The organism is Streptomyces sp. C (genome assembly GCF_000158895.1).
Lineage (GTDB): Bacteria > Actinomycetota > Actinomycetes > Streptomycetales > Streptomycetaceae > Streptomyces > Streptomyces racemochromogenes.
In genome coordinates, this window is the sequence record NZ_GG657750.1 from 7,218,470 (window position 1) to 7,231,487 (window position 13,018).

Below are 13,018 nucleotides of genomic sequence, written 5' to 3' on the forward strand. Positions count from 1 at the left end.
CTGGAGCCGGTGGAGGGCGCCGACCACATCTTCCTCGGAGTTTCGGACGTCGCCCCGATCGTGACCCGCAGCGTGGCCTTCCTCGCCCGCCACCTGGACGCCTGAGCCGCGCCCGTGAGCGAGAGACCCGTTCCCGCGCACCGCACGTGCTGCCGCTCGCACTGCTGCCGGCCGGTGCCGCCGTCCTGCTGACGGCGGTCGCCCGCGCCGCCCCGGCCCGCCCTTCGCCTTCACGCCCGCGCTCGCTCGGGAAGAGCGCGGCTCCGTACTGACCGAGGGGGTGGCGCGGACCGTACCGCCGCAGTCCGTCGGGGGGTGAGGCGGAGGCGGCCGGGAGGCCCCGGGGGGATCCTCCCGGCCGCCGTCTCAGGAGGACTGCCGGTGCACCAGGGCCGGTTCGATGCCCGGTACCCCGGGTGCCGTGCCCCGCGCGACCAGCGCGTGCAGGACGTCCGCCACGGAGGCGGGCGGAGGGCAGCTCCAGCGCGACGCTGGTCAGCGCGGGCCGCTGGAGCGCCGACAGCACCAGGTCGTCACAGCCGACGACGGCCACCTCGTCCGGTACTGAGATACCCTCCGCCATCAGCGCGTGCATCAGCAGGGCCGCGTACTCGTCGTTGTACGCGAAGACGCCGTCCATGCCGAGCTCGCGCCACCGGCGGGCCAGCGCCGTCGCGGACTCCCGGGTGTAGGCCAGCTCGACGGGGGTGACCGTCACCGGATGCCGCGAGGCGACCTGCTCGGCGCCGGCCAGCCGCGGCCGGGCCAGGGTGTCGAGGCCGCGCTCGCACGGGATGACCACCCCGATCCGGGTCCGGCCCCGGTCGATGAGGTGCCGGGTCGCGGTCGCGCCGACGGAGGTGTGGTCGAAGGCGATGGTGTGCACCCCGTCCACCGGGTGCGAGGCGAAGGCGAGCATCCCGCGCACCCCGGCACGGCGCAGCACGTCGGCCGTCTGCGGGGTGAGCCGGTCGCCGTCGAGGGAGAGCACCGCGGCCGGCCGCAACTCGGCCCAGGCGCGGGCGGCTTCGAGTGGATCGTCGAAGCGGCCCGCGTGCATGACGGTGGTGTAGCCGTGCCGCTCCAGCTCGCTGACCAGATCGTCCACCCACTCGCTCACCAGGCGCCCGACCGCGGAGACGGAGGCGGGCATCAGGACCAGGTTGCTGCGGCCCGCGCGCAGGGAACGGGCGGCCGCGTTCGGCACGTAGCCGAGCTGCGCGGCCGCGGCCAGCACCCGCGCCCGGGTGCCCTCGCCGACCCGGTGGCCCTGGGTGTCGTTGAGCACGAAGGAGACGGTGGCGCGTGACACCCCGGCCAGGCGGGCGACGTCCGCGCTGGTGGCGGACGCGGGAGCCGATGCCTCTTTGGCCATGGTGTGCTTCATCGCTCTCTGTAGCCCGGTGCCGCCTACTCGTTTCAGGTTACACGAGTTAAGAGCGAAATCCCGGGGCCCCGGGCCGCCCGGCACCGCCGGAACCGCCCGGGGCGGGCCGGAGCCGAGCGGCCGGGAAATCCGATTGATCACCGTTCGCGCCTGCGGTTAGCGTCCCAGCATGACCACCGACTCTCTTGCCGGCGCCGCGGATTCCACCGGCCCCGCCGACTGGCGCGAAGCCAACCGGGCCAACTGGGACGAGCGCGTCCCGATCCACCTCGGCACCTCCTTCTACGACATCCCCGCCTTCGTGGCAGGCCGCGACTCGCTGCAGGACTTCGAACCCGACGAGGTCGGCGACGTCAGCGGCAAGTCCCTGCTCCACCTCCAGTGCCACATCGGGCTGGACACCCTCTCCTGGGCCCGGCGCGGAGCCACCGTCACCGGCCTCGACTTCTCCGGGCCGGCCGTGGCCGCGGCGGGCGACCTCGCCGAGCGGATCGGCGCCGGGAACGCACGCTTCGTCACCGCCGACGTGTACGACGCCGTCGACGCCCTGGGCGGGAAGACCTTCGACATCGTCTACACCGGCTTCGGGGCGCTGTGCTGGCTCCCCGACATCACCCGGTGGGCGCGGACGGTGGCTGACCTCGTCGCCCCCGGCGGCTTCTTCTACCTGGCCGAGTACCACCCGTTCGCCGACGTCCTCTCCGAGGACGGGCGGGCCGTCGAGCACGACTACTTCGAGCGCGGGGCGCTGGTCTACGACGAACCCGGCACCTATGCCGACCTCGACGCGCAGACCAGGTCGAACCGGACCGTCGAATGGCTGCACGGCATCGGAGAGGTCGTCAGCGCCCTGGCAGCCGCGGGCCTGCGCCTGGAGTTCCTGCACGAGCACGACCACGGCCACTTCCGCCTCCCGGCCGGGCTGTACGTCCCGCAGGTCTACTCCCTCCGCGCCGTGAAAGCGCGGTAGCGGAGCTTCCTGTTTCGTGGGCTATAGTTGATCTCGAGCCCGCCGCCGCGGAACACGGCGACCGGGACGATGCGTTGGTGGTCCAAGGAAAGACACCCCACTTCCCGTGGGGGGATGCAGGTGCAAGGCCTGCCCAGCGCTCGAACGAAGGCCCCGGCCTCCTCACGGAGACCGGGGCCTTCCTGCTGCGCCGGCCCGGCCGTCACCCCTTCCGCTTCCGCCCGCCGGCCGGGAGGCCCAAGGAGCGGACGAGGTCGTCCGGTTCCGCACGGAAGAGCTCGTCCGGGCTGGGGGTCTGGGCGCGCAGGTGCCCGTAGACCTCCAGGGTCACCAGGGCCGTGCAGCCGGCCCCCGATCCGCATGGCCAGACCCACGCCGGCCGGGGGCAGGCCGGGGAACGCCGGGCGGACCTCGTCGGGGGAGCGGGGCCGTGAAGTCGGACCACTCGAAGTCGCCGCCCGTGCGCGGCCCCCGGGACGCCCTGGACGTCTGCGCACCCCCAACCGGCTCCGGACCTACCTCGGCCCCGCCAGGGACATCGCCCCCGGCGAGCGCACCGACCGCTTCCGCGTCGGCGGCGACCAGCCGGTCCTCGACGCGGACGGCGCAGCCGCATCTCGATGGAGGACGCCGCCGTCGCGCTCGCCGACGAGGCGGAACTGCCACGCTTCGTCCGACGCCCTTTCACCATCGGCCACTGACACGGGGCGGGCGAGGCGGCCCGACCCTCCGTCGGCGCGGAGTAGCCCGGGATGCGGCTCCCGGGGGCGTTGCCCACAATGATCGTGAAGCGCGGCAGCGGACGGCCGGACCGCCGACGAGACGATCGCGGGGCTGGAGATGGCGCAAGCGTCCCGGGCGGCGGGTCGCGGCCCGCGCCACCGGTTGCTGCCCCCGGTCCTCGCGTGGATCGTGGCCAACCTCCTCACCTGGGCCGTCGCCGAGGCCTCCGTCGCCGGCGACGGCTCCCGGGTGCGGTACTGGTCCACCGGCGGCCGCAGCCGCTGGGACTCCGCCCACTACCTGTCCATCGCCGAGACCGGCTACGAGATGTTCCGCTGCCGGGACCGCTACCCGGACTTCCCCGACGTCGTCTGCGGGAACGTCGCCTGGTTCCCCGGGTACCCCATGTCCGTCCGGGCGGTCTCCGCCACCGGGCTCTCCTACGAGCTGTCCGCCGCCGTCGTCACCGAGGCCGCCCTGCTGGGCGTGTTCGCCGTGCTGTGGTGGCTGCTCGGCGCCCGGCTCACCCCGGCCACCGGCCTCACCCTCGCCGTCGGCACGGTGTTCCCGGGCGGCGTCTACTTCCACGCCCTGTTCCCGATCTCCACCGCCACCCTGGCCCTGCTGGTCTGCGTCGCCGGAGTGCGGCGCGGCGCCTGGGCGGTCGCCGCCGCCGGCGGCTTCGCGTCCGCCGCCTGCCATCCCGTCGGCGCCGTCGCCGCCGGCATGCTGCTGCTCAGCGCCCTCTTCGCCTGGCGCGGCGACACCTGGCCGGTCCGGTGCGCGAAGGCCGGTTCGGCGGCGGCCGTCTCCGGCTGCGGCGTGCTCTGGGCCACATGGCTGATGTGGCAGGCGACCGGCCGCTGGGACGCGTACGAGACCATCCAGCAGTCCAGCTACGGACAGGGCGGCGTGCACCAGCCGTTCGACGCGATGGCCGCGGCCTACCGCTTCCCGTTCAAGGACTGGTACACGCCCGAGGGACACCTCCCCTGGCTGGTGCGGCACGCGCTCGACGCGCACCGGACGCAGCTCTGGCTCGACACCGCCTACGTCCTCCTCGTCCTGGCCACGGTCCTGGCCCTGCTCGTCCGGCGCCGCGGACTCGACCCCGGGGAGTGGGCCGCCGCCGTCCTGACGGCGGCGGTCTTCCTCGTGCCGTTCCTGGCCGGCGCGGAGATGTCCTGGTACCGCAACCACGCGCAGATGTTCGTCGGGCTGCTCCTCGTCGCGCGCATGCCGCGATGGGTCCAGCTGCCGCTGCTGGCCTGCTGCGCGGCGCAGTACGCCCTGCTCGGGGCGATGTTCTTCGCCGGAGTACTGGTGTGACCCGGCCCGGTCCGAAGGACACGGAAGACACGGACTAGCGCTGCTCCCCGTCCGTGTCACGGGCCACGAAGTAGGCGGGCCGGGCCTGCACGGCCGTGTAGATGCGGGCCACGTACTCGCCGAGCAACCCCACGCAGAACAGCTGGACGGCGCCGAAGAACAGGACCGTCGTGATGAGGGAGGTCCATCCGGGCAGGGTGTTGCCCGTGGCGTGGGCGACGAGGGTCCAGACGAGGAACCCGAGGCACACGGCGAGGCTGCCGGCGCCGATCGCCGTGGCCAGGCGCAGGGGCGCCGCCGAGAAGCTGGTGACGCTGTCCAGGGCCAGCAGGACCATCTTGTGCAGGGGGTACTTGGTGGTGCCCGCCACCCGTTCCCCGCGCTGGTAGGTGATCCGGCCGTCGGGGAAGCCCAGCCACGGGATCAGCAGACGGTGGATCTGCCGCTGCTCGGGCAGGGACTTGAGGGTCTCCACCACCTGGCGCGACAGCAGCCGGAAGTCACCGGCCTGGGCGGGTACGTGGGGGCCCGCCAGACGGCGCATCAGCCAGTAGTAGCCGGCGGCCGTCCGGCGTTTGAAGCCGCTGTCGGCGGATCGGTCCGTCCGGACGCCGTACACCACGTCCAGGCCGTCCGACCGGGCCAGGTCCAGCATCCGCGGGATGACCTCCGGCGGGTCCTGGAGGTCGGCGTCCATGCTGATCACATAGGCGCCCCGGGCACGGTGCAGCCCGGCCGTCAGGGCCGCCTGGTGGCCGCTGTTCCGCCGGAGGGTGACGACGCGGAGCTCCGGCCAGGCGCCGCGCAGGCCCTCCAGCACCCGGGGGGTCTTGTCGGTCGAGCCGTCGTCGACGGTGAGGACCTCGTACGGCTCCCCGACCCCGTCCAGCACGGGCCGCAGCCGCGCCGCCAGAGCGGGCAGGGACTCCTCCTCGTTGAAGACGGGAACCACGATCGACAGGAAGACCGGTCCGCCGGGTGGGTCGCACACAGCACTCATGATGCGCGAACCGCCCGGACCGGGCACTCCGAGCCGCGTCCGCCGCGTCCGCCACGTCCGCCGCGTCCGCCGCGTCCTCCGCTTCCCGCCGGGATTTCGCGGCCCTCAGTCCGCCGGTCAGTCCCCGGCCCGGCCGGTCACCACCAGGTCGCCGTCCGCCGTCCGCCGGGCCAGGACCCCGGTGCGGAGGAAGCCGTCGGGGGTGAAGCGGCGGGCCTCGTCCCCGGCCGGCCGGTAGCGGCCCCGCGGAGTGTAGGGGCCGCGCGCCAGCAGCTCGCCGGGCTCGCCGTCCGGCACGGTCCGGCCGTCGGCGCCGACGAGGCGGATCTCGTCGTCGGGCGAGAGCGGGCGGCCCTGCGTGCCGTACACCGTCTCGTCCGGATCGGCGGGCCGGGTGAGCACGACCGGCCCTCCGGCCGGGGCGAAGACCTGCTGCGGCCGGGCGCCCAGCCCGGACGCGAGCCGCTCGGCGGCCGCCCGGGGCAGGGGCGCGCCGCCGGTCTGCACCAGACGAAGACTGCTCACGTCGGCCCCGGCCGAGGGCAGCGCGTCGAGCCAGGCAGCGGCGGCCCCGGGCGGCAGCGACGTGACGGTGACCCGCTCCCGCTCGACGAGCGGCAGGCATGCGGCGGGATCCGGTCCGTCGGCCAGGACCACCGTCCCGCCGGCGGTGAGCGTGCCGACGATGCCGGGGCAGCCGAGGGTGAAGACGGACGCGGCGGGCAGTGCGGCCAGGTACACGTCGTCCTCGGTGAGCGACACCAGCTCGGCGGCGGCCCGCGCCTGGTAGGCGAAGTCGTTGTGGGTGCGCGGCACGAGCACCGGCCCGCCGTCGGCGCCGTCCGCGTCGTCGTCCACCAGCAGGAACGCCACCCGGCCGGCGTCCGGCGGGAGCGCCGGCTCGGGTGCGGCGTCGAGGGAACCCAGCGGGGCGTACTGGCAGTTCGACGGGTCGGTCGTCAGCCCGCCGTACGGGGACTCGGTGCCCGGCGGCTCATACGTGAACACCCGCCGCAGGAAGGGCCAGCGGGCGGCGGTGTCCGCGGCCATCGCCGTGTGGTCGAAGCCCCGGTACTCCGCCGGGCCGACGTAGCCGACGGCCTGGGTGACCCGTACGAGCTCGGGCACCTCGGGGTACGGGACCGGGCACAGGACGGGCACCACACCGGCGCGCATCAGCGCGAACGTGCTGACGACGAACTCCGGCACGTTCGGCAGCTGGACGACGACCCGCATCCCGGGCCGCAGCCCGCGCAGCCGGAACCCGGCGGCCATGCGGTCCACGCGCCGGTTCAGGTTCGCGTACGTGAGGCGGGTACCGCCGTGCACGAGCGCGGTCCGCGGCCCGTACTGCAGGGCCCACCCGCGCAGCAGGTTGTCCAGGGTGCTGCCGCCCCAGTGGCCCGCCGCCCAGTAGCGGTCGACGAACGCCTGCGGCCACGGGGTGCAGCCTTCGAGCATGGATGCCATCGGATTCCTTCCGTGCCGGCTCCTGGACCGGAAGCCGCGAGGATCGTGCGCGCGGTGACGGGTCCTGACCTCGGCAATTCCAGTCCGTCCACACCCGGGTGCGCAATGCGCCGTCCCGACCATCGGGGCGGGCCCCGGTCAGCGGAAGATCCAAAACGGCCCGGCCCGGCCGGAAGGCCGGGCCGGGCCGCGGCACCGCCGTCAGGCGTCCGCCACCGCGTGCATCGGGCTGAGCGACGCGGCCCGGCGGGCGGGCAGCGCAGCCGCCGCCACGCCGACGCCGAGCGAGAGGAGGACGACCAGGGCGAGGGTGCCCCAGGGGAGGGAGAAGGAGTACTGCGGGATGGCCCCGTTGGCCAGGCCGCTGACCTTCCAGGCCCCGAACAGACCGCCCGCGAGCCCGAGCAGGGTGCCGTACGCGGCGACCGTGAGGGACTCCAGGCGGATCATGCCGCGGACCCCGGCGCGGTCCATGCCGATGGCCCGCAGGACGCCGATCTCGCGGGTGCGTTCGGCGACCGACATGGCCAGCGTGTTGACCATCCCGAGCGCGGAGATGACCACACCGATGGCGAGCAGCCCGAACACCAGGGTGATCAGGTCGCCGGCGACGCCCGCCTGTTCCCGCACCAGCTGCGCCCGGCTCTGGACCTTCAGCAGCGGGCTGTGGTCGACGGCCGCGCGCAGCCGCCCGCCGAGGTCCCCGGAGCCGGCCACCAGGACCCGCTGGACGGAGTCGCGCAGGAACCCGTGCTGCTGGACGTCGGCGCGGTCGGCGAGCACGTCCTGCGCGGTGGGATTGTCCTGGTAGACGCCGACGACGGTGTAGGACCGGTCGCGGTCCTCCCCGGAACCGGGGCCGATGGCCGCCCGGACCTGCTCGCCGGTGGCGATCCGGTTGTCGCGGGCGAACGACGCCGAGACCGCGATCCGGCCCGGCCCGAGGTCCCTGGCGGAGCCGCTGGTGAAGCGGAGCTTCATGACGGCCTCCACGCTCTTCGGGTCGACGCCCGACACCTGACCGGCCTTGGCCCCGACCGAGATGCCGGAGTCCGCGACGGCGGAGGCGGTCGACACCCCGGGGACGGCGGCGATCCGCCGGACGGCGGCCGCGTCGACCGCGGTGGTGGTGTCGCGGGTGCCGATGACGTAGTCGGCGCGCAGGCCGGCGGCCGCCTGGGAGTCCAGCGCCCGGCTGGAGGAGTGCTCGATGACGGAGAGCCCGGTCACCAGAGCCGTACTGATCATCAGGGCGACGGCGGTGGCGGCGGTGCGCCGCGGGTCGCGCAGCGCGTTGTCCCTGGCGAGGGCGCCCGCCACGCCGAACCGGCCGGTGGCCCGGCCGATGAGCCGGACCACCGGGCCCGCCAGCAGCGGCGCCAGCAGGATCAGCCCGGTCACGAGGACGCCGCAGCCGAACATCGCCGTCCGCAGGTTCTCGTCCGAGGCGTTCCGGGCCCCGCCCAGGGACAGCAGCAGACCGGCACCCAGCAGGACCACGGCCGCGCCGGCCGCGCCCCGGATCCGGGACAGCGTCGCGGACGGCGGCTGCTCGACGCTGCGCATCGCCTCGACGGGCGCGATCCGCGCGGCGCGCCGGGACGGCAGCCAGGCGGCCAGGACCGTGACGCCGACGCCCACGGCGAGCGAGGCGGCGACGGGAGCGGGGCCGATCACCAACGGGCCGCCGGGCAGCAGGTCTTCCCCCGTGCCGAGCAGGCCCGGCAGCACGGTGGCGACGCCGAGGCCCAGGCCGAACCCGATCGCGGAGGCGACCAGCCCCACCAGGGCGGCTTCGGCGAGCACGGAGCGGACCACCTGGCGGCGGGTGGCGCCGATCGCGCGGAGCAGGGCGATCTCCCGGGTCCGCCGGGTGACGAGCATGGTGAAGGTGTTGATGATGAGGAACGAGCCGATGAAGAGCGACACCACGGCGAAGAGCAGCGGCAGCCGGGAGTAGCTGCGGGTCTTGGTGCCGATGAAGACGGACTGCTGGTCGGCCTTGGCGGTCGCGGTGGTGGCCTCCGCCCGGTCGGCGGGCAGCAGCGCGCCGACCCGCCGGGCGAGGTCGAACTGATCGGTACCGGGCTCCGCGGACAGGTCGATGCCGGTGTACCGGCCGGGCGCGGCGAAGAGCGTCTGGGCGGTGGCCCGGTCGAACACCGCGAGGGTGCCGCCGGACGTGACCCGGGTGTCGCCGGTGGAGACGATGCCGACCAGCCGCAGCTTCAGTACGGGGCCGTCGACGGCCAGGCTGACGGTGTCGCCGAGGGCGTACCCGCCGGCGTCGGCGGTGCCCCGGTCCAGGGCGACTTCGCCGCCGTCGCGCGGGGCGCGGCCGGCCGTCAGTGGATAGCGGGCGTCCTTGCCGTCGGGTCCGGGTACGTAGCCGGCGGCGAGCCTGCCCATCGCGTTGCCGGCCCGCATCGGCGAGCCGTCCTTCGCGGCCAGCGTCACCGACCCGTCGACGGCCGGACGGGCCGCGGCGACCCCGGGCACGGCGGCCAGCCTGGCCGTGAGGGCGTCGTCGAGGACGCTCGTGCGTTCACCGGCGGGGGCGCCGACCGGGTACGTGGGGTCGACGGTGACCGCGATGCCGGCGTAGTCGCGCGCCATGGAGGCGCGGTAGGCGGCGGTGGTGGAGTCGGCGAAGAGGAGCGACCCGGAGACGAACGCGACTCCGAGGCAGACCGCGAGGACGGTCATGATCAGGCGCGCCTTGTGGGCGAGGACGTTGCGCAGGGCTGTTCGCAGCATGAAGGGGCTTTCGGGAGGCTCGGAGGGCTTGGCGGAGGGGAGGGACGCAGAGCGCCGTCAGCTGGTGCGGCCCTGGGCCTCGAAGGCGAGCATCCGGTCCAGTACGGCACCGGAGGTCGGCTCCCGCAGCTCGTCCACCAGGCGGCCGTCGGCGAGGAACACCACCCGGTCGGCATGGGCGGCGGCGACCGGGTCGTGGGTGACCATCACCACCGTCTGGCCCAGCTCCCGGACCGAGTCGCGCAGGAACCCGAGCACCTCCGCGCCGGAACGCGAGTCGAGGTTGCCAGTCGGCTCGTCGGCGAACACGATCTCCGGACGCGAGACCAGGGCGCGGGCGACGGCCACGCGCTGCTGCTGGCCGCCGGACAGCTCGGCCGGCCGGTGCGCGAGCCGCCCCGCGAGCCCGACGGTGGCGACGACGGTGTCCGTCCACGCCGCGTCGGGCCGCCGGCCGGCGAGCCTCAGCGGCAGGGTGATGTTCTCCAGCGCCGTGAGGGTGGGCAGCAGGTTGAAGCCCTGGAAGACGAAGCCGACCTTCTCCCGCCGCAGCCGCGTCAGCTGCCGGTCGTTCAGCTCGGACAGCTCGACCCCGCCGATCCGCGCCGAACCGGACGTCACCGGGTCCAGGCCGGCCATGCAGTGCATCAGCGTGGACTTGCCGGAGCCGGACGGCCCCATCACCGCCGTGAACCGGCCCCGCGTGAACTCCACCGACACCGAGTCCAGCGCGGTGACCCGCGTCCCGCCCTTCCCGTACGTCTTGGTCAGCCCCGTCGCGCGGGCCGCCGGCTCGACGGGGGCCGGGGGCGAGGAGGGCGCGGGGGACGAGGGAAACGCGTGCGACATGGATGCTCCGCCTGAAGTACGACGGCCCGCGCAGCATGCCGCGAGCCGGGGGGACACATCCATCCTCACGGCGCTGACCTGCGCGGACATCGGCCTCAAGGCGCGAGTCGGCCTCTGCCGAAAGGGCGGTCCGGCCCGGCTCCCCTCTGCCGGACGGCAGAGGCCGCGGCCGTCGCACTCCGCCCCCGGGCAGATCCGGGGATCAGGAGGCCAGCCCGGTCCGGTGCGCCAGCAGCGCCGCCTGGACCCGGCTCGCCGAACCGGTCTTGTCCAGGATCGCCCCCACATGGGTCTTCACCGTGCCGGTCCCGATGCCGAGCCGCGCCGCGATCTCCTGGTTCGACAGCCCGTCGCCGAGCGCCGCGAGGACGTCCCGCTCCCGGCCCGTCAGCCGGGCGATGCGCTCGTCCGCGGCCGCGCCGCCCGCCCCGGCCGGCTCCCGGGCGCCCAGCATCCGGGAGATCACCGCCCCGGTGACCCCCGGCGAGAGCACGGCGTCGCCCGCCGCGGCGGCCCGTACCGCGCTGATCAGCTCCTGCGGGCCCTCGTCCTTCAGCAGGAACCCGGCGGCGCCCTCCCGCAGCGCCCGTACGACGTTCTCGTCGTCGCCGAACGTCGTCAGCATCACCACCCGCGGCGCCGGATCGAGCGAGAGCAGCGGCGCGATGGCCGCCAGTCCGTCGCACACCGGCATGCGGATGTCGACCAGCGCCACGTCCGGGCGGTGGACGGCGGCCAGTTCGACGGCCTGCCGCCCGTCCGCCGCCTCGGCGACGACCTCGATGCCGTCGGCGTGCCGCAGGATCAGGCGCACGCCGTGCCTGATCATCGTCTCGTCGTCGGCGAGCAGGACACGGATCGGCCCGTCGGGCTCGGTCGTCACGGGGTCTCCCAGGGTGAGGCGTCCCGCACCGACGGGACGGTGAAACGGTCGATGGCGATCAGACGCTGTCCGGCGTCGAAGCAGTAGCGGGCCACCAGCAGGCCGCCCGGACGGATCTCGGTCGCGCCGTTGAACGGGTACGCGCAGCCGGCGGTGCCGGCCGGGCGCGGCGGCTCGTGCCCCGTGGCGGCGGCCCGCACCGCCTTGTTGTCCACGACGCCGAGCCCCGTCACCTCGTCGTACGTCATCCCGACCCGCGGCAGCGGGCGCGGCCCGGAGTCCGGCCGGGGCGCGCTGCCGTACACGAAGGCGGTCGCCAGGGCCATCAGCACGCACAGCGCCCCCAGCCCCAGGGCGAGCGTCAGCGCGTTCGCGGCTCCTCCCTCGGCGGCGCCGCCCTCCGCGCCGGAGACGGCGTCGGCCCCCCGCGGCCCGGCGGTGTGCGCGACGACCGCGTCACCGGGCTCCGCCGGCAGGACCGCGTCCACCAGGAACCCGCCGGACGGCAGCGGGGCCGCGTCGAAGGACCCGCCGAGCAGCTCCACACGCTCCCGGAGCCCCGTCAGGCCGCGCCCGGTCCCCAGGCTGCCGGCCGGGACCGGCGCCCCGGACGGCGCGCCGTTGCGCACGGTGATCCGTACCGCCGCCGCCTCGTGCGCGACGCCGACGGTGACGTGGGCCGACGGGGCGTACCGGTGGACGTTGGTCAGGGCCTCGCGCACCACCCGGTGCGCCGCCCTGCGCACCGCCGCCGGGCGGCCGTCCAGGTCCGGTCCCGTCCAGTCCAGCCGTACGGCCACCCCGCCGTCCCGGGACTCCGCCACCAGCGCCTCGACGTCGGCACGGGTGCCCGTCGCGTCCGTGAGCACGCCGGGACCGGCGTCCCGGCCCAGCGGACCGAGCACTCCGAGGACCTGCCGCAGCTCGCTCATCGCGTCGCGGGTGGTCCGGCGCACCAGGACGGCCTCCTCGCGCAGCTCCGGAGCGGCCCGGTCCAGGGCCAGCTCCAGCCCGCCCGCGTGCAGCGAGATCAGGCTGAGCCGGTGCCCGAGCAGGTCGTGCATCTCGGCGGCGATCCGGGAGCGCTCGTGGGTGCGGGCCTCGCTGTCGGCCGCCAGCCGGGCCCGCTCCGCCGCGTCCCCGCGCTCGCGCAGGGCCCGCACCAGCCGCCGCTGCTGCCCCTGTGCCGTACCCACCAGACCCGGGACGATCACCGCCGTCGCGGCGAGGGCCAGCCCGAGCGCCAGACCGTACGGGACGCGTCCCGGCCCCACCACGGGCGCGGCCGCCGTCGCGGTCGCCACCAGCAGGACCGCTGCCGCGGCCGGCAGCCGGGCACGCCCCCGTACCCGCACCGTCCGCCGCGCCAGACCGTACGCGGCCACCGCCGCGAGCGGACCGGCGCCGGCCGCCAGCCCGGTCAGCACGGCCAGGGCGAGCAGGACCGGCCCGGGGAAGCGGCCGCGCAGCGCGAAGAGCAGGGCCGCGGCGGCGATCACCAGCAGCTGGAACGAGGGGTGGGGCGCGAGCCCGGCCCACGCGACGGCCGCGAAGACGCACAGGCCCAGCAGGGTCACCCCGGCGGTCCCGGCCGCCGTGCGCGCCCACCCGGAGCGGAGGGACCCGCGCGGCAGGCCGGGGGCAGGACGG

9 protein-coding genes are annotated in these 13,018 nt (G+C 75.3%); 2 read left to right on the forward strand and 7 right to left on the reverse strand.

Translation table 11 applies throughout. The features are described from left to right. A partial coding sequence (locus tag SSNG_RS32150) for a LacI family DNA-binding transcriptional regulator (protein ID WP_241695170.1) occupies positions 1–1,387 on the reverse strand: 1,387 nt, incomplete at its 3' end. A 169-nt stretch (positions 1,388–1,556) separates the two neighbouring features. Here SSNG_RS32150 and SSNG_RS32155 point away from each other — a divergent pair. Together SSNG_RS32155 and SSNG_RS41395 are read left to right on the forward strand one after the other, a co-directional pair. Next, positions 1,557–2,357: a class I SAM-dependent methyltransferase gene (locus SSNG_RS32155; RefSeq protein WP_007268119.1), complete on the forward strand. Its 801-nt coding sequence runs from the start codon at positions 1,557–1,559 to the stop codon at positions 2,355–2,357. 840 nt (positions 2,358–3,197) lie between these two features. Then, a complete protein-coding gene (locus SSNG_RS41395; protein ID WP_007268120.1) occupies positions 3,198–4,409 on the forward strand; it encodes a hypothetical protein in 1,212 nt (403 codons plus the stop codon). 34 nt (positions 4,410–4,443) lie between these two features. Here SSNG_RS41395 and SSNG_RS32165 read toward each other — a convergent pair whose 3' ends face one another. From SSNG_RS32165 to SSNG_RS32190, 6 genes are all read right to left on the reverse strand, one after another. Then, positions 4,444–5,400 (reverse strand): glycosyltransferase family 2 protein, encoded by a 957-nt coding sequence (locus SSNG_RS32165; protein ID WP_241695171.1) that lies wholly within the window; start codon positions 5,398–5,400, stop codon positions 4,444–4,446. A gap of 126 nt (positions 5,401–5,526) precedes the next feature. Continuing rightward, on the reverse strand, positions 5,527–6,879 hold the full coding sequence (locus SSNG_RS32170) for an AMP-binding protein (protein ID WP_241695172.1): 1,353 nt from the start codon (positions 6,877–6,879) through the stop codon (positions 5,527–5,529). A 201-nt stretch (positions 6,880–7,080) separates the two neighbouring features. After that, complete coding sequence (locus tag SSNG_RS32175) at positions 7,081–9,636, reverse strand: FtsX-like permease family protein (RefSeq protein WP_007268123.1); 2,556 nt, start codon at positions 9,634–9,636, stop codon at positions 7,081–7,083. 57 nt (positions 9,637–9,693) lie between these two features. Further along, positions 9,694–10,485, reverse strand: coding sequence for an ABC transporter ATP-binding protein (locus SSNG_RS32180; protein WP_007268124.1), 792 nt, complete (start codon positions 10,483–10,485; stop codon positions 9,694–9,696). 202 nt (positions 10,486–10,687) lie between these two features. Continuing rightward, positions 10,688–11,368: a response regulator transcription factor gene (locus SSNG_RS32185; protein WP_007268125.1), complete on the reverse strand. Its 681-nt coding sequence runs from the start codon at positions 11,366–11,368 to the stop codon at positions 10,688–10,690. Further along, complete coding sequence (locus SSNG_RS32190; protein ID WP_241695281.1) at positions 11,365–12,945, reverse strand: histidine kinase; 1,581 nt, start codon at positions 12,943–12,945, stop codon at positions 11,365–11,367. Before SSNG_RS32190 ends, SSNG_RS32185 begins: the two co-directional genes overlap by 4 nt. Between the last annotated feature and the right edge of the window lie 73 nt (positions 12,946–13,018).